Annotated in this window: 21 protein-coding genes; all 21 read right to left on the bottom strand. The window is 45.3% G+C overall.

What is annotated here, in order from left to right; translation table 11 throughout:
• Positions 1-105: 105 nt before the first annotated feature.
• Positions 106-420, bottom strand: coding sequence for a hypothetical protein (locus tag I2D69_RS09355; protein WP_195379803.1), 315 nt, complete (start codon positions 418-420; stop codon positions 106-108).
• Between the two features lie 27 nt (positions 421-447).
• On the bottom strand, positions 448-984 hold the full coding sequence (locus I2D69_RS09360) for a flavin reductase (RefSeq protein ID WP_173718741.1): 537 nt from the start codon (positions 982-984) through the stop codon (positions 448-450).
• 622 nt (positions 985-1,606) lie between these two features.
• Complete coding sequence (locus I2D69_RS09370) at positions 1,607-1,867, bottom strand: type II toxin-antitoxin system prevent-host-death family antitoxin (RefSeq protein ID WP_173718739.1); 261 nt, start codon at positions 1,865-1,867, stop codon at positions 1,607-1,609.
• A gap of 83 nt (positions 1,868-1,950) precedes the next feature.
• Entirely contained in the window at positions 1,951-2,208 is a 258-nt protein-coding gene (locus I2D69_RS09375; RefSeq protein WP_173718738.1) for a hypothetical protein, read from the bottom strand.
• 72 nt (positions 2,209-2,280) lie between these two features.
• Positions 2,281-2,787 carry a hypothetical protein gene (locus tag I2D69_RS09380; protein ID WP_195379804.1) on the bottom strand — a complete coding sequence of 169 codons (507 nt, stop codon included), beginning with the start codon at positions 2,785-2,787 and terminating at the stop codon, positions 2,281-2,283.
• Between the two features lie 97 nt (positions 2,788-2,884).
• Complete coding sequence (locus I2D69_RS09385; protein ID WP_207741806.1) at positions 2,885-3,955, bottom strand: DUF4179 domain-containing protein; 1,071 nt, start codon at positions 3,953-3,955, stop codon at positions 2,885-2,887.
• Positions 3,945-4,508, bottom strand: a complete 564-nt coding sequence (locus I2D69_RS09390; RefSeq protein ID WP_195379806.1) for an RNA polymerase sigma factor — start codon at positions 4,506-4,508, stop codon at positions 3,945-3,947. The genes I2D69_RS09385 and I2D69_RS09390 overlap by 11 nt, the downstream gene beginning before the upstream one ends.
• Positions 4,509-4,646: 138 nt before the next feature.
• Complete coding sequence (locus tag I2D69_RS09395) at positions 4,647-4,931, bottom strand: hypothetical protein (RefSeq protein WP_147422319.1); 285 nt, start codon at positions 4,929-4,931, stop codon at positions 4,647-4,649.
• A gap of 24 nt (positions 4,932-4,955) precedes the next feature.
• A complete protein-coding gene (locus I2D69_RS09400) occupies positions 4,956-5,417 on the bottom strand; it encodes a hypothetical protein (protein WP_177968187.1) in 462 nt (153 codons plus the stop codon).
• 389 nt (positions 5,418-5,806) lie between these two features.
• Positions 5,807-6,550 (bottom strand): sugar phosphate isomerase/epimerase family protein, encoded by a 744-nt coding sequence (locus tag I2D69_RS09405; protein WP_118580687.1) that lies wholly within the window; start codon positions 6,548-6,550, stop codon positions 5,807-5,809.
• Between the two features lie 96 nt (positions 6,551-6,646).
• Positions 6,647-10,609: a cadherin-like beta sandwich domain-containing protein gene (locus tag I2D69_RS09410; protein ID WP_173718733.1), complete on the bottom strand. Its 3,963-nt coding sequence runs from the start codon at positions 10,607-10,609 to the stop codon at positions 6,647-6,649.
• Between the two features lie 24 nt (positions 10,610-10,633).
• Positions 10,634-12,478, bottom strand: coding sequence for a hypothetical protein (locus I2D69_RS09415; RefSeq protein ID WP_195379807.1), 1,845 nt, complete (start codon positions 12,476-12,478; stop codon positions 10,634-10,636).
• A complete protein-coding gene (locus I2D69_RS09420) occupies positions 12,479-13,876 on the bottom strand; it encodes a DUF4430 domain-containing protein (protein ID WP_195379808.1) in 1,398 nt (465 codons plus the stop codon).
• A gap of 18 nt (positions 13,877-13,894) precedes the next feature.
• Positions 13,895-16,228: a transglutaminase-like domain-containing protein gene (locus tag I2D69_RS09425; RefSeq protein WP_195379809.1), complete on the bottom strand. Its 2,334-nt coding sequence runs from the start codon at positions 16,226-16,228 to the stop codon at positions 13,895-13,897.
• Complete coding sequence (locus tag I2D69_RS09430) at positions 16,153-17,319, bottom strand: DUF58 domain-containing protein (RefSeq protein ID WP_173718729.1); 1,167 nt, start codon at positions 17,317-17,319, stop codon at positions 16,153-16,155. Before I2D69_RS09430 ends, I2D69_RS09425 begins: the two co-directional genes overlap by 76 nt.
• The gene (locus I2D69_RS09435) at positions 17,316-18,254 is read right to left on the bottom strand and encodes a MoxR family ATPase (protein ID WP_195379810.1); all 939 of its coding nucleotides are present in this window, start codon (positions 18,252-18,254) and stop codon (positions 17,316-17,318) included. The genes I2D69_RS09430 and I2D69_RS09435 overlap by 4 nt, the downstream gene beginning before the upstream one ends.
• Positions 18,255-18,306: 52 nt before the next feature.
• Positions 18,307-19,284, bottom strand: coding sequence for a prenyltransferase/squalene oxidase repeat-containing protein (locus I2D69_RS09440; RefSeq protein WP_173718727.1), 978 nt, complete (start codon positions 19,282-19,284; stop codon positions 18,307-18,309).
• A 52-nt stretch (positions 19,285-19,336) separates the two neighbouring features.
• Complete coding sequence (locus I2D69_RS09445) at positions 19,337-20,245, bottom strand: ECF transporter S component (protein WP_227198971.1); 909 nt, start codon at positions 20,243-20,245, stop codon at positions 19,337-19,339.
• The gene (locus tag I2D69_RS09450) at positions 20,224-21,984 is read right to left on the bottom strand and encodes an ABC transporter ATP-binding protein (protein ID WP_195379811.1); all 1,761 of its coding nucleotides are present in this window, start codon (positions 21,982-21,984) and stop codon (positions 20,224-20,226) included. The genes I2D69_RS09445 and I2D69_RS09450 overlap by 22 nt, the downstream gene beginning before the upstream one ends.
• Complete coding sequence (locus I2D69_RS09455; RefSeq protein WP_227198970.1) at positions 21,981-23,021, bottom strand: energy-coupling factor transporter transmembrane component T; 1,041 nt, start codon at positions 23,019-23,021, stop codon at positions 21,981-21,983. Before I2D69_RS09455 ends, I2D69_RS09450 begins: the two co-directional genes overlap by 4 nt.
• Positions 23,014-23,898: a leucine-rich repeat domain-containing protein gene (locus I2D69_RS09460; RefSeq protein WP_177968197.1), complete on the bottom strand. Its 885-nt coding sequence runs from the start codon at positions 23,896-23,898 to the stop codon at positions 23,014-23,016. Before I2D69_RS09460 ends, I2D69_RS09455 begins: the two co-directional genes overlap by 8 nt.
• Positions 23,899-23,974: the final 76 nt, after the last annotated feature.

Genomic DNA, 23,974 nt, shown 5'->3' on the forward strand with positions numbered 1-23,974 from the left:
AAAGAGAAATGGTGTGCATAAAAATACCTACACTCCAAAATGAAATGTAGGTATTTTTGTCGCTTACCTTTAGATATTTCACCTGTCTACTTGACAAGGGGCATATCATTTACAATACCCTGCCAATTCCTCATTTGCCATCTGACAAAGAACAACCGCCTGTTTCGGATCCAGATACGAGGGAGAATTGTTTCCATAGCTTAAAATCTGGCAGTCAATTCCATGTGTTTCCATAAATTCCAGACGTTTCTCCCCAACCTCTGTAATTTCTCCTTTCGCGACAAACTGCTGAATGAAGTTGGCCTTTGCCTTTTGCGCCAGAGTAAGATTCTTTTTCTCTAAGAGCTTTTGGTATTCCCCATTTACTTTCTCTGACATAAAATGTTCTTCTACCGTAATCACCTTTGAAATCTGTTCCATGCTCACACATCCTTTTTTAGAATCTATCTATTCTTTTTTCCGCTCGCCAATAATTTCACCCACAAATACATAGTGTGGCTGCCAGCCGCCTTTAAAATCTGGATAAACTTCTGGTTTTGCCGCATAATATTCCTGGATTTCCGGGGCTAAATCTTCCCGTGAGAACTGGTGCTGATACAGCTTCTTGCAAAGAAATGTACACTCTGCTTCCTCAAACGTGACACCCTGTCCCATTTTTACAGGTGTAAAACCTACTGCTTCTATTTTATTTTCATCCCGTCCGGAGTGTGATCCAAGATATCCCAATGCCTTACGGCTGGTTTCCGGATAAAAACTGACAGTAAAAATATCACTTTCTTTTAATACCTCACTTGTGTAACGGGCTGGATGGACATATACGGTTACCGTAGACCTACTGTTCCCAGCTGTCCCCCAGATATTCCCAAGGCTTCCCCAGCTTACCGTACAACAGTTATAATGCTGTATATTCCCAGCTGTCACAAGCGCCCATTTCTTATCAAATAATTCAAATACCTTGTATTCTTTCCTTTTATAATCCTGCATAACAGCCCTCCGGTTCTGTCTATTTTATGAAAATTTGTTTCTCTTACTATTAGAATATCAATCTACCAATAATGGCGCAAGACTTTCTTGCAATTTTTCGGACGGAATCATATTACTTCTTTCACCGCCATATAAACCAGAGTAGTTGCCTTCATAAGTTTTCCATCAATTCCATCCGGTTTACATGTTTCTGGAAAAAATTCATAACGCGCTTACTCTGATGTTCCACCAAAAAGGGAAGTGCTATCTCTTCAACACTTCCCAAAATTTGCTATATATTCCAATACGAATCAGTTTTTTTCACGAAACATGTTTTCTTTATGATAATTTATTCCGGTAATCCTCCAGTTGAAGAAATATCCCAATAATATATACCTCCAAATCAACTACTTTGACAATCATCAAGTAGGACATATCCGTAAGAATAACTTACCTGTATTTTAAGGATTTTAGATATGCGTCCCGACATTCTGGAAATTGATATGGGTTCTCTTCCAGGCGATCATATGCTTTTTCTATACATGTCAGCAAATGTTCTGCCGCTATATTATTCCCCAGCCGATATACAAGATAATATAGGCATTCATCTAATTGTTCTTCCGCACGCTCTGTAACAATTAGTTTATAAACCATATTTCCCCCTCATTGCGCTAAGCGATTCTCTGGCATCTTTTACGCTTTCCTCTTTAATCTGCCTTTCGGAAGTTTCCAGCGCCTGATACATTCTTAGCTTCTTCATGGCTCTTTCATAATTTTCAATACTCATAATCACCATATCGCCATATCCATTCTTGGTTATATAAACTGGTTCCTCACTTCTATGGCAAAGTTCGGATATCTCTGCTGTGTTTTTCAAGTCTTTAATCGGAATAATCTGTGGCATATAAGGCGCCTCCTTTGATGGGATTATCATACCATAATTATGACATTGCAACAATTGCTGATAGAAAAATATATCATACAAGTTTACGGATTCTCACAAATCATTCCATACCCATATCTGTCATCTCCAAATTCTCTCTTATTCACCAGCATTACTCCAAGATGGCAGTATTTATCACATTTCAGTTTCTCATCTGTTTCAACCACTTCACGGATAAATGTTAAAATACTTTTTAATGGATATTTGGAATCCGGCGTGGTAATTGCAATGTAGCCTTCGTGTTTTTCCGAAGTTGCATAAAGCATTCTTATCATAAAAGAAAAAAAGATGGCTAACGACAACCACCTTTCTCTCCGTTACATGTTTCATTATATTTTTATATAACAGCGAAACAAAATTTATTTTCTCCTGCGTCAACTAATAGTGACTGATCCGTTTGCGGCACACTTAATTGAAAATGTTCCTCCAGCACCTTTTCCTGTTTTTATGTGCTGGCAATAAAAATATCCAAGCGCAACATCACCTGCTTTTGAAGCATCTTTTGTAATCACCTTATAAACATTAGGTACAAGAATCTTGCAGTCAGGAGTTGCATTTGTGCACTCTGCCTTTTTTCCATTATATCTAAAAGTAGCCTTCAAAATATATTTTACAAACACCGTATTCGTATTTTTATCTTTTACCCGGTAAGTCTTTGTGGCTGATGTGGTTTTCCATCCAGCTCTTGCAAGAGACGGAATTTTTTCTTCATAAGACTCAATTTCAATCACCGTATCTTCATCAAGATCAATGTATTCCCTTTTCAGTAAAACAGCATTTTCCTTATTTTCATATGGCTTGATTTCAGTATCTGCCTTTACCGTCACCATACTACCAAGGGAAATAATCATGGTTAATAATACACACAACAAACTTTTCATTTTTTCTCATAAAGAGCCTCCTTTGTAATTATCCTATTTTTAAATCGAGAAATGGATTCTTTTCTCCCCTCCTTCCCATTTCCACTACATTTCCGATTTAATTTTGTAAATCGACGGTAATACCATCTCCAACTGGAACCGCCAAGTCTTCCGGTGCCTGGTCTTCATCATATACCGTTCCTATTTCTTCTATGTAAGTATCTTCAGATTCTTTCTGCTCATAGGAAACCGTTTTTCCTGTAGTTCCTGAATAGTGATAGAGCTGTAGCGTTAACTGTTTTGCATGATCCAAAATTCCCAAATCCTGTAATTCAAAAATTAGATTCGGTTTATCATAGGAAGTGAGATTAAAAACATATTCATTTCCTAAATCGTCCTTCCCGCGAAGCCAAAATTCGTCGTCCTCCGTCATATCGGAATATGATCCAGAAATGGTACATCCGAAAATATTATATTTCATTTCTGAAATCAAAAACGTCTGATCCTTCTCAATTGGGATAGACACTTGAATGTCAATTTCTTTTGTGTCTGCCTGCAGTGCTTCTGGATCTGCTGTAAATGAAAAACTATATATATCTCTTTCTTCAACCTGCTCATTTTGATTTTGGAAGGTTCCTATTTGAATTTCAAATTTCTGGGAATGATTAGCTCTACTTCGATTAAATTTCGCTACAAAGTATTTTGAATTTATTTTTTCTGATCCGCTACTGTTATCAAGCGAATATTGATTTTCTAACGCTAATGACTCGCCATCAACTGCGACCTGAATGCTGCTCATGGAAATGTCATTTTCGCCATTTTCATCAGTCAGAGAATATGCAATCCAAAGGCTTTTTGCATCCGCTGCAACTTCCTCTAACGAAACCGCAATTCCATTTTTTTCGATTGTCTTTTGAATTGTTTTCACATATTCATCTGTTTCCTTCTCAATTCCCAAAATCCGGCCAATAAGAGAAGTCATTTTATACCAGGCTGCTTTTACCTCATTCTGATGTGTAAGTCCACCACCAATAGCAGCCACTAATATGATACAGGCTGCTGCAACCCGTATGTAGCGCTTGACTCTTACGATTTTATTTTCTTTCCACGGTTTCGCCGCCTGATAAATGTATTTCTCATCTATATCCTCAAATGCCGTTAAAAAATCCCATCCTTTATTATCCCTCATAGCCAGCCTCCTTTAATAAACCATAAAGTTTTTTCCTGCTACGAGCCAAAACTGACTTGATCTTACTTTCCCCACAGGCATGTCGGTCTGCTATCGCTTTTACAGGATCCATATACCAGTAGCGTCTAATAAAAATATCCCGGTCACGTTCCGAAAGCGTTGATAAAAAGTGGTCAAATAATTTTACAAGTTCTTTCTTTTTTAAATAAATTTCAATATCAGAAGAAATTGCACTTCCAATTTTTTCCACTTCCCCAGCAATATCTTCCATATGTGAATCCACCCGTTTCTGCGCATTTCTTTTCCGATAACGGTCGATTGCTGTATTTCTTGTTATTTTTGAAACAAAGGAAGACAAAATAGATGGTCTTCTTGGAGGAATGCTGTTCCAGGTAAAAAGCCATGTATCATTTACACACTCTTCAGAATCCTCCCTGCTGTATAAAATATTGTGTGCAACTATATAACACATATTTTGATATTTATTTTTGGTCTCTACAATTGCATTTTCATCTCTGGCAAAATACAAATTAATGATCTGTGCATCATTCATCCTGCGCTGTTCTCCCTTTTCACCTTATATCACGTATTTTATTTCAATTGGTCGCATGAAAAATGTAATTTTTTTATTTTTTTTGCAGAAAAGGAAATGAAATATATTTCGTTCCTAATTCCTTTTCTGCATTTCCACTTACTGGTCAATTACTTCTGTCATATAAGCTCCCTGACCATCTACCGCAGTAACTATTTCTTTTCCGTCTTCTGTTTCAATAATCTGCCCCACTGATACCTGATCCTGTGGTCCGCTGGTGCTTAAATCCGGATCTTCGTCAAATGTGGCCAGCGGGTACATTACCCTCTCTCCATTTGCATTGAAAAATTCATGTAATTCAACTCCAGAACTGGCAGCCACTGAAGCTGTTCCAATCAGCATACACGCTGCCGCTCCAATCCAAAACTTTTTTCGTTTCATCATGCTGCTCCTTTCTCTTAACCGTGATTATTTTTTATATCCACAAATACTACAGGTCTTCTTCAAAAACGGATAACTATGTTTACTGCAATATGTCCATGGAGTGTAAGTTTTTATCCCCCTACGATGGCATTTATTACATTTGTTTGAGATAATCAGCCGTTCTTTGTAACAGATTCCAGCTGTTCCAACTGTTCGAAAATCTGTCTTTTTACCAACAGCTTCTAAATATCGCGCCGGATGTTCACAAGGCGCATTTGTCGCATAGGAAGAAATCGCTTCAATCGGTTCTGTTACAAAAGATCCATCTTCATTTACTCTGACAATTCTTTCCTTAGCACCAGTTTCTGTCACATAAATGTTTCCACTGGAAATTACTTCCTGCGCTTCATTTTCCGCACCCATTACAGGGATACCCTGCCCTGCCATATTTCCCATAATTGTAACACTTGTCATAATAATTGCCATCCACTTTTTTAATCCACTCATCCTTTTTACCTCGTTTTCTTAAATTTTTCCCTATAAGTTGTAAATAAAAATTTTTAGAGCCCTCCCTCCAAAGTTTCGTTATTCCTTTTTCACTATATATCACGTAAAATTTCGGTATCCGTTGCATCCTTGCTAAAAATAATTTATTTTATTCTCAAAACCTCCAGCCCTAATTTGGCACACAAACAGGATCCGTTTATAATCTGTGTCTTGGCGTTTTATAAGTAGCCGTAGAGCAAAAGCCCCCGACAGCATAGTTCCAAAGATCCATACTATCGGGGGCTTATCCCTCATCTCATCATAATTTCCATATTCTCCTGACGATATAAAGCTTTATCAAATTGTACTTTTTTATAAATTACAGATCAGAAATAGTGCTGTTCCACAACTTATTTTTCAGCCAGACTGTCAAGGCATCTTTTTATGTCCTCTTTTTGCATGCACTCAATGGTCCAGGTGCGTTCTTTTGTTTCCGGCAGATAGCCAAGCACTTCCTCCCAGGGAAGGTTTCCGCTTCCAAGTCCGATATGGGAATCCCGGTCGCCGCAGTTGTCGTGGATATGAACATGGCTTACATAGGGAGCCAGATTTTTCGCCCACTCCCTGACATCCAAAGAAGAATAACAGTGCGCGTGTCCGATGTCCAGGCACAGCTTGAAGTTTGGCTGGTTCACCCTCTCATAAACATCCAAAAGAAGCCGCCAATCATCATCAAATACATTTTCCAGCACGACTTCAAGTTCTGTTTTGTTTTTCATAAATTCCTGCCAGAATTTGGCAACCTGCTCCGCCCAATATTCTTTGTAGTAAACATACGGGTTCATGCCAGAGTGAAAGACAATCTTCTTAGCGCCAAGGTGAAGCCCCGCCTCATAGCACTGGTTGAATCTTGTCATGGTAGCTTCCCGCACCATACTGTCATATGCACAGGGGTTCACATCCAGAAACGGACCGTGAAGGATCAGATCCCTGGTTCCTATCTCTTTCATTTTCTCCCAGTACGTTTTGATCGAATCCGAAAGCTGATCCAGGTTATCCGAAATAGAAAAATCAATGCTCTCGATCCCAGTTCCATACTCTTTTACCAAAGCCTTCATGTCATCATCTAAAACTAAATGGCTAATATATATCATTTTTTTCCTCACTTTTTTTGCGAAGCTGCTCCTGCCTCTTTTAAATGGCAGAACAGGCAGGAGCCCTTTAAGGCTTTGCTGCCTGTTCTATCTTTTTTATTTTACTGTGATCTTAATTTTTTTCGATTTGGAACCGGATTTTACCGTAATGGTGGCAGTTCCTTTTTTCTTTGCAGTGATCACACCTTTTGCGGTAACAGTTGCCACCTTCTTATTGGAAGTGGTATAGGTTACCTTCTGCAGGGAGGTGATCGGGCTGATGACTGGCTTTAATGTCAGTTTCTTGCCCTTTTTCAGGGTTGCCTTAGAAGCAATGCCTATGATCTTGGTTGTCTTCACCGCCTTCTTTTGTACCGTAACGTTGACCACCTGTTTTTTGCCGCTTGCAAGTGTGATGGTGACTTTTGCTTTTCCAGCTTTCAGTCCTTTTATAGTACCCTTGCTTGTCACTGTTACAATCTTTTTGTTGCTGGTTGTCCAGGATTTTACGGAATCTCCATTTGCAAGACCGCTCACCTTCACCTTTGTGGTAGACTGTTTTACCTTCAGCTTTATACTGGTGGCATTTACTTTGATGGTTGGGGTAAGTTTACTTCCTACAGTGCGGGTTTCCGTTCTTCCCTTGTTGCTGGTGCGTTTCTGTGTTTCGGGGGCAAATACCGTTGCTCCCGATACGGTTGTCCAAGGACCAAATACCTCCGGAACTTCCGTCGGTGTCGGAGTCGGCGGAACGGGTGTCGGGGTAGCCGGAACCGGAGTTACAGTCGGTGTCGGGGATGGGGTATCGGTACGCTGTACCACAATGGTATAGTCGGTTGTCTTTCCGGATTTGGTGGTAACGGTAACCTTTACCTCTGCTTCTGCCTCTGGATTTGTTTTATCAAAATACATGGCAATTCTGTGTGCTGCACCACTTCCGGTTACTTTTCCAAGAACCGTTACCTTGCTGGTGCCACGGACTCCCACAGCGGTAACCGATGCGCTGCTGTCTGCCGGTTCTGCAAAGATATTTAAAAATTCCCGGCTCTCTTTATAGATTGCCCGGTAGCTGGTTGTTACACTGCTAAATTCCGGGGACAGCGAAATCCGGTTTGCCGTATTGGAGTAGGTATTGCTGGTGCTAAGTGCCATGTTCGCAAGAACCGGAGTGGAAATATCCTGGGAAATATGGAAAGTATATTCCCTGCTCTTTCCCATACCGCTTACAGTTACCTTCACATCTGTGGAGCCGCCGCTTACATCCGCTACAAAACTTCCTGCATACGCCTGTCCATTTACAGTTATGGTGCAGCCTTCCGGTGCTTTAAAATCAAAGGTCACTTTGCCGGTATTCTCTGCTACCGTTAAATTATATTTTAAGGTATCTTTTCGGAAAGCAGAAGGCCAGGTCACTTTTCCAGTATCTGCTGTGACTGTCACGCTGTCCAGATAGGCTCCATTTGTTTCCAGAGCCATCAGATAGTTGGAATCGTTTTTGTAATAAAGGGTGCCCTCACGGTCTGCACAGATGGTACTGATGCAGTATTCCTGCTGGTCACTTGCCGGGCGGAAAAGCTCTACGGCTGTTCCGGAGGTCTGTCCCGGTTCATCGGACAGCATATAAATACCGCCTGGTTTTGCATTGTAGGTAAAGTACAGATAGACTCTTCCATCTGCCTGTCCATCCCCATTATAATCCTGGTTTTCGTAGGCCGTAGACAAAAGAGGCGCTGCCTGGGGATAGCCTGGGATGGATACGTTATATGCCAGAGAGATCCCGGAAGCGGTTTCAGTTAAGACTGCAAAATGATGACCGCCATCGGAACTAAACTGTTCGCCATTTCCGCAGACACCTACATAGATCCTCCCCTTATATACAACCGGGGAAGCAGTTACCATGCCGCCAAGGTTATAGCTGCAGGCAGTTCCAAAGGTGCCGTCTGCATTCATCTGCACGCGGTACAGATACCCGCCTTTGGTGGTGAAATATACATAACCATTATTATAAACGATAGTAGAACGAATATCTCCATGGCTTGTCATCTTATCCATGAGCAATCCGGTATGTGTGTTTACGGAATACAGGATGGCGGAGTTGGTATCTGTTCCTTCTGAAGAACCGTCGTCGGAACCAAATATCAGGTAATCGGATGAGGCATAAGAACCAGCCCAGTAAAAGCCGCCCTTATGGTTGTATTTCCAAGTGCAGTGTTTAATCTCCGTTCCTGTGGATGGATCCTCGTCTGTAACAGACAGACAGAAATAAGAGCCTGCTGTAGTCTCAGAATTCCAGGTTCCGGTATAGATATAACCATCCTTGTAAGTGATCGGGGAAAGTGTCTGACCTCCCAGGGACTCACTGATCCATAAGGACTTTAAGGAAGTAGCACTGACCGCCTGGATCTGACCGCCGCCGATCTGTGCAAAGAGCATTCCCTCTGCATAGGTAAGGGGGATCATGGCATACTGCATATTTCCAGAGAGCTGTTCGCTGGTCTGAAGGATTTCCCCTGTGTTTTTATCCAGCTTATAGATAAACTGTCCAGACGCTACATAAACTGCTCCGCCCAGGATCAGTGGTGGTGTGATGGCTGCCTCCCAGCCCACTCCGATCCTTTTGGTCCATTTTAACAGGGTGGAATCCGCACTGGTTGGGGTGCTGCTTCCGGTAATGCCGTTATTTGTTTCACTGTTTCGAAAATTGATCCAGTCATTGTCCGTGATCTCCGGCTGCGTAGCATCCTGTTTTACCAGTTCTGCACTAATGTCGGAAACCTCGCCGCCGGTAAAACTGCCCTGCTGGGAAATATAGCCATATTTAGAAATATTCCACGTATAGGCTTCTCCTTGAAGGATGTTCTCATAAACCATCAGGGAATCGGCGGAAGGGGTAAGGCGCTCCCCATCCTTGTCATATACGCTGATGACCGCATCCTCCGGGGTTACCTGGAAACTTACTTTGTCACTTGTGCTTTTATGAACCAGGATGGTGTAGGTGCCGGTGGAGGTATAGGTTTTCTCTGCCAGGGCAGGATCCGCATAGGTGTTTGCCTCTGACATGGAGAGCGTCACTTTGGTATCACCGGTGTCTGCCAGTGGAACGCTCACAGCCGTATCTGTAGAAGAAAACGGAACCTCTTTTACTTCGCCTGTGGTTACATTTTCACTGGAAATGGCAAGCTGATACCAGTTGCCGGAAAACGCTTTTGGAACCACCTGTAAAGAAGCAGTAGAAACTGCTACCGTTGCCTCGTAGTCCCTTGTAGTTCCTGTCGTGTCAAATTTCGGAAGGATATTTTTTGCCAGGTCCTTGTCATCCGGCAGGCAGGCCTTGAGATCGGAAAGGTCAAGACGGCGTTCTACCAGGATCTGGTAAACCTGCTTGTCCCCTTCTGTTCCTGCGGTGATAGTATAAAGTGCTCTTTTGGAGCCATTTTCTCCGGCTGCAAAAACGGAGGCAGCTATATTGTAACGGGTACCATCTGTGTATCCGCTTTTTGACATTTCCGCATTCTGTTTTTCTCCGTCCAGTCCCGTGGTTTCCAGCTGAAGGACGGATCCCTCCGGTGCATTCCCTGCCAGATCCGCTGTGATCCAGAAGGATGCGGAATCCATGTTGGAACCATATTCTGCCACATAAACCTTGCCGCCAAACTCTGCGTCAAGATCAGACATACGCTTTAATCCTACGGTAGAAGCACCGCTCTGGCTGGTATATAAGGTCAAGTTCTGAAGGTAGCCACCCTCATCCTGCGCATCGGTTTCTGGCATGATGATAGGATCTGTCTCCCCTTCAAATCCCTCCTGGGAATCAGAGGCTTCAAAGTCCTCTTCTCCTGAAAAATCTTCTTCTGCTTCCCCGGAGGTAAACCCGGTAAATTCAGAAACGCTTGCAAAAGAATCCTCACTTTGTGTGTCTTCGGATTCCTGGGAACCACCCTCAAAAGAATCCGTCTCATCTGTAAAAAATCCATCCTCTTCTGCGGCATAAGCGGTGTTTAACGCATACACCGGAAGATTTCCAGCTAACAGGGCCGCAGACAAAAGTCCGGTCAGCCATTTTTTCATTGTTGGTTTCATTCAGTTCTCCCTTCTTTTCTTTGCTTACGCCGTTATTTTGGGCTTTTTCTTGCTTTCTTTTTTAAACCTTTTCTTTGCCGTTACAAAAAAGAGAGCAAAACCAGTTTCCAATACCGCAATCACCAGAAGAAATTTTGTTGTCAGACTTGCTTTTTGGATTCCTCTTGTCACACTTCCTGCAAAAGATTCCTCTTGAGCCTGGTTCTTTCCAGTTGTATTTGTAACTGTGGTTTTCGTTTCTTCTGTAAAACCATCTGACGCCTCACTTTTTTCTTCTACCACCGGGGAGGGAGTGGCTTTTTCCATCACCTTCTCCCCTGCTATGGTATAGCCAGGCTTTAAATCCTTTGCATATTTCTTCCCTGTCCGGTCTGTCCACTTCGGGGACTCATTTTTTTTGGTGTCAGCTGTCTTCATATTTCCAAACAAAGAAGTCTGTTTCTCCCCCTGGAGCTTTAAGGAAGCCTTAATCTCCCCAGTGGTTTTCTCCCCCTCTTTGCCTCCAGCTTTGCTTCCCTCCACCTGTTTTAAATTGGATAAGGAACCCTCGCCGTTTTGTCCTGGGATAGTGGCCTGGGACTTATTTCCGCCATGGTCGGAGCCATGTACCAGGTTTCCAGGGGTACCGGCTGTTTTTATATCCGGGATCCCCATGACTAAAGAATCACTTACATTTCCCGCTGCATCCTTTACCACGATCACCAGGTCTTTTTCCCCGGAGGATAATCCAGTCAGGGTAATGGTATTGGTTCCGGCTAATACCTCTGTTCCTTCCCCGCCTGTATCCAGGGAGGGTATCTTTGCACCTGCCTCAATCACCTGGTAATAACAGGTTCCTTTTTCAGAGGTCTTATAGACAGCAGAAGCAGTATCCGTGGAGATACGGCTGGCACTGATTTTTTTTAGTACCGGAGCTGTGGTATCGGTAAGTTTCAGGGTAATATAATAGTCTCTGGTTGTCCCGTCCTCTGCTTTTACCTCCAGGCGGACCTTCGCCTCTTTTTCCTGATCGGCAAAAAAAATCTTCCAGTAGGGGCGGTCTTTGTTGTCTTTCGTTCCCGTGATGGTCTCATCTTTTTCTACAGTTCCTGCCTTGATACCGCTGATGGCATAAACCTTAACAGAAGCTTTTTCATCCTCTACTTCTGGCCAGATGTTCAGGCTCTGCCGTTCGCCATCGTAGGAAGCCTCAAATTTTTCCTTATCTGGAGCCAGATCCGGGCTTAATTTTAAGATCCCTTTTCCGTACTTGTCGGAACTGGAAACATACAGTCCCTTTAAAGCGGTGTTGCTGCTGAGAAGGGTGATAGTATATTCCGTCACCGCAGGATCTGCCGTGATCTTCTGGTAGAATTCCTGGTACCCTTCTTTACGGACATAAAGTTCATACGCCTGTCCCTGTAAAAGAGAATACCGTCCATTTTCTTCTGCGGAAACCGGGTTTCCCTCTGCATCCAGGATCACCACACTGGCATCTCCCGGCTCAATTTGAAGTCCCACGCTCACCAAAGCCGGGGTTGGAGTCGCAGTCGGCTGTGGAGTCTCGGTTGGAGCCGGAGTTTCTGTTGGTGCCGTAGTTGGCTCCGGAACCGGTGTTGCAGTCGGCTCTTGTGGAGTCTCAGTTGGAGCTGGTGCCTGTGTAGGCTCTGGCTCCACGGTCGGCTGTGGTGCCACAGTGGGCTCTGGCTCCATGGTCGGCTGTGGTTCCTCACTTGGAGCAGGCTCCGGCTGTTCCGGTTCCGAAGGCTCTTCAGGTCCTCCTTCTTCGCTTTGTATCATCACTTCTTCTTGCTGTGCATATATCTCATAAGGAACACTTCCGGCAATCAGAGCTGCCGTTAAGGTTCCCATTACTAATCTTTTTTTCATTTACCAGTCCCCCCATGTCTCGCCGTTTACCCCGCCGCCTACGTCGGCACCGGAATAAAGAGAAAATCGAAGCCTTACCTCATCCCCGTCCGCTGGGAAATAGGAAGACATTCCAACACTCATGTATTCACCGTTCACAGAATACAGCCAGCCAGAGTCCATGGTAAAATCAAACTCTCCAAGCCAGTTGGAATCGTGATCGGATAACTGACAGTTTACTTCCTGCAAATGCGCCATCAGGTCATCCGGAATAGCCGCATTTGCGGAAATGCCGCCCCTTCCGATTGCTTTTAAGTAAAAGCCGCTGGTGGCATCCCCATTGTTTCTCCAGTCAAAGCCTGTGTTCTGCAAAAGCCGCAGCAGCACAGAGGATAACTGTTCTCCCTGGTAATATTCAATAGAGGTTGCCGGAAGGATGGTTCCAAGCCCTACCGTACCCGCTTCAATGCTGATGGTGATAGAACCTGCCACCTGTGGACCTGCGTCTTCTCCTTTATACAGGGTAAAAGGAGGTAAGGTAGTGGCATAGCCTTCTTCGTCTGTCGCCTTGATTTCTATGGTGTTGGCACCTTCTGCCAGTTCCAGGCGATATGCCAGGATTCCAGCAGCCGGTTCTCCCTGGCAGGAAAGCCGTTCCCCATTTCCGGTTACCGTAAGGGCAGCTGCGCCCAGACTGTTTCCATAATGGTCGGTTGCCTGGATGTAAAAGGTACGGTAAGAAGCATTGACCGTCTCCCCATCGGTAAGGTCTGTGGCAATCTTCGGGTAATTATCTTCTACCGGTTCCTCTGGACTTTCCGTAGGGGCAGGTGTCGCAGTGATCTGCGGCTCTTCCGGTGCCGGGGTAACAGGTGGCAGATCCTCGTTCGGAGTCTGTGCTCCGTCCTGGTTCCGGTTATCATCGGTATCTGGTGATTCCGATGGCTGCTCAGAATTGTCGGGATCATCCTGGTTATCATATTCAATCGTGTTACTCTCATTTTCCTGATTTTGGTTTGTATTGTTATTATTTTCTGGCGGCGCTTCCGTCACCGTCGCCTGGGGTGTGGGCGTTACGCTCTCCTCCGGCTTAGGAGTTGGTGTCACCGTCTGCGCCGCAGGTTCCTTTGTCGGCTCCGGTGTGATCGTAGGAGTCGGTGTCTCTTCCGGAAGAAGCTGTGCCTGTTCCTGTTGCTCTTCCGCTTCCTCGCCGTTTCCATCTGTCTTAGATCCTGCATAGGCAAAACCGGTTCCCAGATACCCTTTTAAGGAGCTGTCTGCACTGATTCCCTGCACCGGGTTTGGTACTGCCTCGGGCTCACTTTTTAATACGCCCTGTGCAAAAACGACAACAGCCAGAAAAAGTACTGCCACAGGAATGAGTGCTGCCAGTATTTTTCTTTTCTTTTTTTCTTTCATAAACAGCCTCCTTTCCTGTCAATAAAGTCTTTCAATGTATTTCATGATCCATCTGTCATACCAGCTTGCAGATGCTTTTAATTCCTTTTTTAAATGCCGGATACAGCTTGCCGTATCATGGCGTTCGGAGGCCGATACCGGATGGGGGCTAAACGCTGCCTTTTGTCCAATCTTTCTTACTCTTTCATAGAGTAATGTGGTCTCATCTGAATACTGTGTGCCATGCTCGTATAACGCTCTGGCATAACCAGCCATCGCCCGGACTGCCAGTTTGGTGTCCTGGGAGGCAAAGCACTTTCTTCTCTTTCGGTTCGTAAACGCTCTTAAGAATATCACCGTCAGGATAAACAGAAACATAAACGTATCAAATACGATCAAAAACAGAAGGAGGAATTTTTCGATTCCAAACAATGCCAGCTTCAAGCTGAAATTGGTACGGATGTTCTCTTCTACTGAAGGCTGTGATTCCGTCTCCGGGATCGAAGCTGCCAGTTTTCCCTTGGCTTCTAGACCGGTTTTTAAGTTGGCTTCCTCCATGACACCGTAATAGGAAGGTGTCATTTCAAGAGGGATCCAGCCAAGCCCGTCCACATAGATCTCCGTCCAGGCATGTCCGTTGGTGCCTGGGATTTCAATGGTGTCCCCAGCCTGTTTTCCTTCTATATCCTGTGGGGTAATTAAGTACCCTTCTACATAACGTGCCGGAATGCCATAGTAGCGGAACATCAGAGCCGCTGCTGTCGCAAAATGAACACTGTGTCCGATCTTGGAGGTGGTTAAAAAATTCTCTATAAAATCCCCGTCTTCTGAAAATACATCGGTCTGGGAGCTGTAGGTCATGTTCTTTTCCAGATAGGAACGGATCCTGGTGATGGCCGTATAGTAATCGGTATGTCCCTCGTCACGGTTTCCGCCGTCTCCAAGTTCCTTTTGAAACAGGGTTTTTAAGGACGCTGGAAGAGCGGTATCTTCCTGATAAACAAAGGTATTGTAATAACTCTCCTGGCTTCGGTAGGAACTGACGGCATCCGCGCCGCCATCCCCTGCATTATTTCCAGCGGTCAATGTCTGATAGACCTTTGCCCCAAGGGTGGTAAAATCACTTACCAGATTTCCAAGGGAGGAAATGCGGTAGGTTCTTTCTCCAAACATTCCTCTGGCGTACAGGGTGCTGTCCGCCTGGGCGTTTTCGCCTGTGTAGCCGTCTGGCAGACCTGAGAGCTCATACGGGGTATAAAGGTATTTACTGCTTGCCGTTTTATTATTTATCGAAATGATTCCTTTTTCACTGGAGAGGGAATCGTCCTGGATCAGATTTCTTGCATTTAGAAGCTGGGTTTCTCCATAAAAGCCCTCCTGGTGAAGCCAGTAATACAAGTCTTTTTCTTCATAGGCCTCTTCCGTGGAAATCTCCGTCCAGGAAGAGCCGTCATAAACGCTTCCCACAAAGCCACGCAGATACAAAGAAGCCGGATGCTCCATGGTAATTTCAAGTGCCGTATCCGATGACGCACTCCAGGCTCCGGTCTGCTTTAACTTTCCATCTGGAAGGGAATTTGCCCCCTGCCCTTTGTAGCGGAGCCTGGAAAGTCTACTTAATGCCTCTTCTTTGGCATTTGCCACAAGCTGGGAGTCCTGGTACTCATTCTTTGGCACCAGGCTTTGAAGAAACACACCCCCGAAAACGGAGACCAGAAGAAGACCAAATGCCCCGGCAAAAAATGCGGACACGTCGACAGCGTTACCTAAGTTTCCCCCTTTATTTTTCGTCATGTAGTTTAATTCTAACAGGGTTCCAGCGTAAAAGCCAAGACAAAGCCTGGTATCTGGAAGCAGTTCTGTTTTTACCAGAACCACCGGAAGGACTGCCGCAAAAAGAAGGAGCAGCACATACCACCGAAGCTTCAGGATTAAGAAGCCAAACAGCCCACAGGCAATGCCAAGGAAAATAAGAACTGCCAGCTCCCCATTTGCTTTTCCAGAATCCTTCAGCTGGTAGATGGTAAGGTAGATCCCTGCTTTTTTCCCAAGAACTTCTGCAAGTTGGTTCCAGAGTGAAAGAAATCCGTTTAAAAGCATGCCAGAGAACGCAAACAGGCAGATCCCGGCAGCTGCACTTAACGAGAAAACCGCAGCAACCAAATGTTCCCGAAGCCTGAAAAGAACGGCACAGAGAAGGGCGGTCACAGTGACGCTCACCAAAAAAGGAATCCCATTCACAGACGGAATCAGGGTATGCAAAAGCGCAAAGGTACCAACGCCATTTACCAGAAAAATCAGGAAACTTTCCAGCAGGATACCGGGCAGGTATCTTCTATGTTTTTCTTCTTGTCTTGTGATCCATACTTCCATGTGATGGTTTCTCCTTTATCTGCTGTGGTTCCACAGCTTACAACGGTTACCTCGCCCCGGGTTCGAAGCCTTCTAAGGTCTTCTTCCTCTGGTGCGCCCGTAATATAAATATAATTTGCAAATCTTTGTTGTCCCGGAGTGTGAAGATATTCTGTGATGGTGCAGGGCTTTTCCCCCTCCCCTCCGTGGCGGAGGAATAAATAGAGAATAGTTTCATAATCCTCGCGGGTGCGTATTTTTTCAATGTAAAAATGTCCGGTGCTGTGGTCAAACACGCCTGCCTGACAGGAAATGCCCTGTTCCATAAAACTATTTAAAACTGCGGCAAACACTTCACCAAGCGTCTGTGCTACGGCTGGAGCTTTTTCCTTTAAATAGGGCTCTGCCAGGATCAGGACCGTATCATCCACCGGGAAACTTCTCTGGCGGATCATCATTTTATCTAACTTGCCGGTCAACTTCCAGTGGATCTGACGAATGCTGTCCCCCTCCTGGTATTCCCGGATATCAAAGGTCTCCCCCGGATCATCCCCAGGACGGGCTCCCGAATAGCGGAAGCTCTCCATGTCAAAGCCCTCTTTTGTGAGAAACTGAAAATCTTCCTTTTGCTCACAGGGCATCACCACCGTACAAGCGGACAGCCCCGCCTTCCTCTTTTGCCCTGCCAGACCAAAGAAATCATAGGAGCGCCAGGTGTGTAAGGTGGCGTAAATACAACCGCACCACTGGCTTTTTCCCTGGAAGTCAATGGCTTTTTTCCCTCTTCCTTTAAGGGAAAACGAAAACGGAAGCTCCATCTGCTCCCCAGTAAAATGATTTTCCAGATGCAGGCTGCCTTTTCCAAGAAATACCGGAAGGACAGACTCATTTGCAATCTGAAGCTTTCCTTTCCAGATCCCATCCTGTTCCGCAGCTTTGGGGAGCTTTAGCTTCATAGTGATCTTTTTTCCGCAAAAGAAACCAAGCAGCAAAAACGCCACTACCGCAAGGGCGGACAAAAGCAAAAGGACGGCATATACCCAGACTCCGGTAAAAACCGCAGCCAGGGCAAGCAATATGAACCATATAAGTAGTAAAATCCTGTTTTTCATTCTCCCTCTACCTTCGGTGCCGGTGTATCTTTTAAAATTTCTTCCAGAATGTCCTTCGCACTCTGCTCCTGGTATCTCGCCCTGGAATCCAGGATCATGCGGTGTGCGGTTACATCTGTGAATACTCTTTTTACATCTTCCGGAATCACATAATCCCGTTCTTCCATGAAGGCTGCCGCCTTTGTCATACGGCATAGCGCCAGGGTTCCACGGGGGCTAAGACCAAGTGTGATCATCGGATGGTTTCTGGTTGCCTCTGCAAGGGTTGCAACATAGTTCAGGATGGAATCTGCCATATATACTTTTTGTACCTGATCCTGAAGCATAACAACTTCTTCTTTGGTAATAACTGCTTTCGCGTTCTCCAACGGATTTTTTGTCTGCCGATCCCGAAGCAGCTCTACCAGGTTTTCGTGATCCGGGTAGCCCATGGAAAGACTTATCATAAATCGGTCTAACTGGGATTCCGGCAGCATCTGGGTTCCGGAAGAGCCGGTAGGGTTCTCTGTAGCAATGACTACAAAGGGCTGCGGAACCGGATGTGTCTCGTTATCTACCGTTACCTTTCCCTCTTCCATGACTTCCAGAAGGGCTGCCTGGGTTTTGCTGGAGGTACGGTTGATCTCGTCCGCCAGAAGCATGTTGCACATCACCGCGCCTGGGCGGTAGATGAATCTGCCCGTCTGTTTTTCGTACATGGTAAATCCGGTTACATCGGAAGGAACTACATCCGGCGTAAACTGGATCCGGTTAAAATCCATTCCCATAAGACGGCAAAGTGCCAAAGCTGTGGTTGTCTTTCCAACACCAGGAACGTCTTCCAAAAGCACATGTCCTCTTGCCAGCACTGCCATGATGATTTTATCCGTAACTTCTTTTTTTCCTTTTATAATGGTTCCAAGCTCCCTCTGAAGCTGTGTGATCTTATCTGCCATTTCTTTCCTCCTGCCCTTTTCACTGGCTGATCCAGATTCTTTTTCTTATGTGTCAATTGGTATCGCTCATATCATAAAAACTGGTTTTGCCATTTAAAAACCGGCTATATGCCGCCATTGCACAAAACGCCTGGTCGGTAGCCATGGGATCGCTGTCCCCATCTAATATGTGGGAAAAGCTTCCATCTTTTTTATAATACTCCATCAGGTTGTCGTAAAGCCCTTTTTCCTTTTTCTGGAAACGTTCATCTTTATTGCAGTCAATCCCATACGTGCTAAGCGCAAGGATTACCTGGGAAACGGACTCAGAGCTTTTATCCCCATACGCCTCATAGCCGCCATCCTCTGCCTGCGCGTCCGCTAAAAATTCCACGCCTCTGTCAATGATGGCACTGATTTCTTCCTCTGTTGCATAGGGCTCTAAGCACTGTAAGGTCATGGCAGTCAGATCCACATCTGCGGTATCAGAGCTGTCATCTAAGGAAAATCCACCGGATGGCTTTTCCTGTTCCACGATGTAGGTCAGATACTTTTGCTCCAGTTCCCCGTCTATCTCCAAGCGGTCCGCATTTAAGGCAAGAAGGGCATACACGGCTCCATTTAACCCCTGTGCGGTTACAGCCTCAAAATCTTCCAGGGGCTTTCCAAGGTCATACCCTCCAATATCGGAAGGATCGATCCCGATGGCCTTACAAGCCAGAACAGCCCTTGCATACTCGGTATAGCGGTTTTCACTTAATACCCCTTCCTGCTCCTTGACACGCTTTTCTAAGTTTGCCCTGTATTTTTCGTAATAGCCGTCCTCTGCCTCTTCCCCGGAGCGTGCCAGTGCAATCACCGTCCACTCACCGCCGAGGGAATCAGAAGCCGGGGAGGGAATACTTGTCTGTTCATAGGAAGCAGTTTTCTTTAATGCTTCTTCTAAAGATGGGGTACCGCCACCGCAGCCGGATAACAGGCTGCTGGCAGCTGCCGCCGCCAGGATTCCGGCAAGATAGCATCCAGTCCTTTTCTTTTTAGGATTTAACATTTTTCGTTTCTCCTTCTTTTAAAAATCAAATTCCACTTACATCTATTTTCTATCATCGTTTCTCTGATTCTTGTATCAGCCCATATTTTACCTTGATCCGCTCCAGCTTTTCCAGAAGCGGGCGGCTAAGCAGCCAGAGGAAAATCACGGTGGAAGCTGCATGTACCAGATCCACGGGGGCGCCTGAAATGTAGTAGGCGATCAGGCTGCTTTTTGTAATGTACCCGTAGGACATCAGGATGCTGGCAGGATTCATAATGCCGCCATAAATTAAAAAGACACTTAAAAATCCATAGATACAAAGATCGAACTTCCTGGCTTTTAAAATCCCCTTCTGGTACAGGATCCCTGCCAGAAATCCGATCATACCAAAGGCAAACATCTGCCAGGGTGTCCAGGGACCCTGCCCCATAAACATGTTGGAGATCAGCATGGTAAGACTGCCAACTAAAAATCCAGCCTCCCCGCCAAAGGAAATCCCGGTTAGGATCACGATAGCAGCCACAGGCTTGAAGCTTGGCACCATGAAAAAGGCGGCACGTCCTGCTACGCCAATGGCAGCTAATACCGAGATCACCATGATCTCCCTTGCCTTTGGCTTCCTGCCCTCAAACATCATAAAAAAGGGAAGCATGGCAGCCACTACTACGATCAGGCTGCAGAGCAGGTATTTTCGCCCTCCCCATATCTTCACAGAGAAGAATAGAAGGATTGGTACCACGATCAGCATGACCGCAAATGCAAACCAGGTGCGGCGGCTTACCTTTCCCTGGCGCTCCATCTGGCGGATAATCATTCCGTCAGACGGAAGGGTGTATTCTTCCAGTTCTTCAGAAGGAACTTCATTTCGACGGAAAGGATTTTGTTTTCCCGAATTCTTTAAACGGGCGGCATCCGAAGCTGGTTCTTCTTCCCCAAAGAATTCGTCCAGAAATTCATCTAACTGGGATTCGTCAAGCATGACACCACATCCTTTCCGGTAACAGCCTCTGGAAACAGCCCTCTTGCCATACGGTTTGCCGCAGTGGTATAAAAGTTATTTCCAGCGAAAAAGTCTCTTGTCTTTTTGCTTGTCACAATATTTCCTTCGAAAAACAGGCCTGTCGTATCCGCATACTCGGCTACAAATTCCACGTCATGGGAAATCATGAAAATCGTCATTCCATGGGATTGCAGCTTCTTTAAGATGCTTCCAAGCTCTTCTTTATATTCCGCATCCATTCCCTTGGTCGGTTCATCCATGAGAAGGATCTTCGGACGAAGAAGAAGCACTTTTGCAAGGGCAAGCCGCTGCTGTTCCCCGCCGCTTAAATCATAGGGATGGCGTTCAAGCAGTCCCTCCAAATGGGTAAGGCTTACAATCCCCTCAATGGCTTTTTCCTTTTTCATGGAAATGGGATACTCGTTAGACGGCTTTTCTTTTTTTCCGCCGATCACGCTATAGAGGTCTTCTAGTACGGTCTTTTTTAAAAAGATGCTCTGGGGATTCTGCGGCATAACACCTAGATACCCGCAGTATAACTTCCGGTCGGAAAAGGAACGAAGATCCTTTCCATCCAGGTAGATTCTGCCGCTATACGGCTGGTGTACTCGTCCAAGTAAGGATAAGGTGGTACTCTTTCCCGTTCCGTTTCCCCCTACCAGGGCATAGAATTCTCCTTTTTTTACTTCCAGGGACAGATCCTGAATGACATCGGGGCTGTCCTTTTCATACCGAAACCAGACATCCTTCATTTGGATGGCTGGGGGCGTATTTTCTTTCTGGCGCTTTAGATGCCCGAAAAAGCCTGCCGTTTCGTTTTCGTTTTTCTCCCCCTGTTTTTCTAGCCTTTGGTTGGCCTGCTGGATTTTCTCTTTTTTTATTCCTTTTTCTTCTATATATTCCCGGATCCACTGTCTGCCCTCACTTACGGTAAGGGGACAGGTAAGGGCGCTGTCTGTCCCTGCATAGATCTGCATGGGAACTGGCATGGATAAAAACATGCCGTGGTGCTGTTCCTTTAATTTGGTTCCAATCTCCCGGGGTTTTCCTTCCAAAAACAGGGTTCCCTCATCCATGACAAACACCCGGTCGGCATACGGGATGATATCCTGCAGGCGGTGTTCGGTGAGCAGTACAGTCGTTCCAATATCACGGTTGATCTTCTTCACGGTCTCCAGAAAATCGGAGGCTGCAATGGGATCCAGTTGGGAGGTTGGCTCGTCCAGGATCAGTAAGGACGGGTGCATGGCCATCACAGAAGCCAGGTTTAAAAGCTGTTTTTGTCCGCCTGACAATTCCGATACATTTTTATAAAACCACTTCTGGATGCCAAAATAACTTGCCATCTCTGCCACCCGAAGGCGGATGGTGGCATTGTCATACCCAAGGCTTTCCAGTCCAAACGCCAGCTCATGCCATACCTTATCGGTCACGATCTGGTTGTCCGGATTTTGCATCACAAACCCGATCTCCTGGCTCTGGGTGCGGTGGTCGGTATCCCTAAGCGGAATATTCCGGTAGAGGATCTCCCCCTCTTTTTCTCCAGCTGGTGCAAGCACGCTTTTTAACTGGCGAAGCAGGGTGCTTTTTCCGCAGCCGCTCCTTCCCATGATGACATTTAAGGTTCCTTCTTTTATGTTCAGGTTTACATGCTCCAGAACTTTTCTGGAACTTTCCGGATAGGAAAACCCGAAATCCTTTATTTCTACAAGATTCATCTGTCTGTTCCTTCCTGTTCCAGCGTCTGGTAAATTTTTTGATACGTCATTTCAAGGTCTGTCGTTTCTTTTCTCCTGCTATAGGAAAAGCGGATGGTTTCTGTCACATCCAGCAGCACTGGAAGAAAACAAAAGGCTGCAAAACAAAGATAAGTAAGCAGGGCAAGTAACGGGGAAACCGAAACGGGTGCCGCGTATCCCTGGATGGTAAAGCCAGCTAACAGGATTCTGGGATCATAACTTGCATAGGCAGCCCCTTTGATACAGCCCCCTGTAAATATAGCAGACAGTCCGATCATCATTCCCAGGACATACTTATCTTTTCTTGTAAAATGGTAAATGGAAAACGCAGTCCTTCCCTTCAGACCATATCCCCTGCTTCGCATGGAATCAGAGGTCTCAATGGCGTTTTCCAGCGCCCAGGTAACCAGGATGGAGAGCATGTTAAGCCCATGGCGGATACGCGCAAAAAGGCTTCCTTCTGATACATCCCGTCCCATGGCTTTCTGCCCGCTTCGGATTACTTTTAACTGTGCAGTAAACCTTGGCACAAACCGAAGCGCCATAGATAAGATCAGGGAAAGCGCCGGAATGATCCGCCCAAACAGATAGATAAATTTATCCGTTGTCATCACTTTATTGTAACAGGAAAACCACTGGATGACTACGAACATCACAGCGCCAAGCACCACACCGTACACAAGTGCTTCCAGGGTGATCCAGTTGCCGCTGCTTTTTACATAATACAGCATGGTAACCCCGTAATGATTAAACATGGGATTTAATAGTGCCACAATGAGAAGACCTGGCAGAGTAAGAAGAAAGCTTTGTTTCAGAGTCTTTTCCCATCCGTTTAATAAAAACGAATAGGAAAATGCTCCAATATAAGAGATCCCGATGAACACCGGGTGTTGATTGAACATGGTAAAAAAAAGTACCACTGTAAAATAGAAAAAATTCAAAAAAGGATGACAGGCAGAAAAGGTATCCATTACCGTAAGGTTTGCACACGTTCTGTTGTTTTTTTCTTTATTCATTGACAACGCTTTCGGCACCGATATACTCCCTCTTCAGTTCATACTCATCACAATAGGCATCCATCTTGCTGCCTTTATAACAGCGAATGGTACAGCTCTTATTAACGATCCACGGACCGACATACTCCGGATCGTGACGGATTTCCACACTTTCCAGCCGGTTGCAGCCATGGAATACCCAGCGTTCGATCACATCCACACTCTCCGGGATCACAACATGTTTTAAGTTGTTGCATTTGAAAAAGGCACTATCGCCAAGTTCTACTAAACCTTCCGGAAGGTTTAATTCCTCAAGGCCTGTAAACCGAAACGCCTCTGCCTCGATTACCTTCAAGGTATCTGGGAAAATTACCTTTTTTAACTCCTTGCACCGAAAGAACGCTTTACTTCCAATCACTTCAACGTGGTCTGGCAGCACCAGTCTTTTTAGCTTGGAACAGGAATCAAATGCTCCCTCCTGAATTTCCCGGCACTCTGAGTCTTTTGCAAACACGGCTCTTAATAGATTGGTACAATCACGGTAAGCTTTTGGTCCTAAGGTTTTTAAAGACGCTGGAAAATGGACTGCACGCAGGCTGTGATTTTCTGAAAACGCCCGCCGTTTAATTTCCTTCATTGTCTTAGGAAGAACAACTTCCTTTCGGATCTGGCACTGGAAAAAGGCTTCCCGTCCAATGATCTTACAATTTGGCGGGAGAATGACTTCCCGCATCCGTCCATCTGCCCGAAAACAGCCATCGTCAATGTAGATATATTTTTCCGGGATCTCCTTCCTTGTAACATCCCCCTTTAACATTTTTGCCTGCTGTGCTGTAAATGTCCGGCTGTCATACCGCAACATACTCCAGCGCATTTCTTCATCTTTATAAACACGCATTCTTTTCTTTCCTCCGCTTTTTAGGGTAACAAAAACAGAGCCCCATTACTTCGATGAGCCTCCGTCCTTTACGACA

The sequence above is a fragment of the Ruminococcus sp. D54t1_190329_F1 genome, assembly GCF_015551645.1.
Classification (GTDB): domain Bacteria; phylum Bacillota; class Clostridia; order Lachnospirales; family Lachnospiraceae; genus Blautia_A; species Blautia_A faecis.

Bases quoted from the DNA above. Each gene is read 5' to 3' on its own strand.
- I2D69_RS09395 (WP_147422319.1), bottom strand. From the start codon at position 4,931: ATGATGAAACGAAAAAAGTTTTGGATTGGAGCGGCAGCGTGTATGCTG.
- I2D69_RS09380 (WP_195379804.1), bottom strand. From the start codon at position 2,787: ATGAAAAGTTTGTTGTGTGTATTATTAACCATGATTATTTCCCTTGGT.
- I2D69_RS09430 (WP_173718729.1), bottom strand. From the start codon at position 17,319: ATGAAAAACAGGATTTTACTACTTATATGGTTCATATTGCTTGCCCTG.
- I2D69_RS09450 (WP_195379811.1), bottom strand. From the start codon at position 21,984: ATGAATCTTGTAGAAATAAAGGATTTCGGGTTTTCCTATCCGGAAAGT.
- I2D69_RS09440 (WP_173718727.1), bottom strand. From the start codon at position 19,284: ATGTTAAATCCTAAAAAGAAAAGGACTGGATGCTATCTTGCCGGAATC.
- I2D69_RS09370 (WP_173718739.1), bottom strand. From the start codon at position 1,867: ATGCCACAGATTATTCCGATTAAAGACTTGAAAAACACAGCAGAGATA.
- I2D69_RS09415 (WP_195379807.1), bottom strand. From the start codon at position 12,478: ATGAAAAAAAGATTAGTAATGGGAACCTTAACGGCAGCTCTGATTGCC.
- I2D69_RS09400 (WP_177968187.1), bottom strand. From the start codon at position 5,417: ATGAGTGGATTAAAAAAGTGGATGGCAATTATTATGACAAGTGTTACA.
- I2D69_RS09455 (WP_227198970.1), bottom strand. From the start codon at position 23,021: ATGAATAAAGAAAAAAACAACAGAACGTGTGCAAACCTTACGGTAATG.
- I2D69_RS09420 (WP_195379808.1), bottom strand. From the start codon at position 13,876: ATGAAAGAAAAAAAGAAAAGAAAAATACTGGCAGCACTCATTCCTGTG.
- I2D69_RS09360 (WP_173718741.1), bottom strand. From the start codon at position 984: ATGCAGGATTATAAAAGGAAAGAATACAAGGTATTTGAATTATTTGAT.
- I2D69_RS09435 (WP_195379810.1), bottom strand. From the start codon at position 18,254: ATGGCAGATAAGATCACACAGCTTCAGAGGGAGCTTGGAACCATTATA.
- I2D69_RS09460 (WP_177968197.1), bottom strand. From the start codon at position 23,898: ATGCGTGTTTATAAAGATGAAGAAATGCGCTGGAGTATGTTGCGGTAT.
- I2D69_RS09425 (WP_195379809.1), bottom strand. From the start codon at position 16,228: ATGGAAGTATGGATCACAAGACAAGAAGAAAAACATAGAAGATACCTG.
- I2D69_RS09445 (WP_227198971.1), bottom strand. From the start codon at position 20,245: ATGCTTGACGAATCCCAGTTAGATGAATTTCTGGACGAATTCTTTGGG.
- I2D69_RS09405 (WP_118580687.1), bottom strand. From the start codon at position 6,550: ATGATATATATTAGCCATTTAGTTTTAGATGATGACATGAAGGCTTTG.
- I2D69_RS09385 (WP_207741806.1), bottom strand. From the start codon at position 3,955: ATGAGGGATAATAAAGGATGGGATTTTTTAACGGCATTTGAGGATATA.
- I2D69_RS09390 (WP_195379806.1), bottom strand. From the start codon at position 4,508: ATGAATGATGCACAGATCATTAATTTGTATTTTGCCAGAGATGAAAAT.
- I2D69_RS09410 (WP_173718733.1), bottom strand. From the start codon at position 10,609: ATGAAACCAACAATGAAAAAATGGCTGACCGGACTTTTGTCTGCGGCC.
- I2D69_RS09355 (WP_195379803.1), bottom strand. From the start codon at position 420: ATGGAACAGATTTCAAAGGTGATTACGGTAGAAGAACATTTTATGTCA.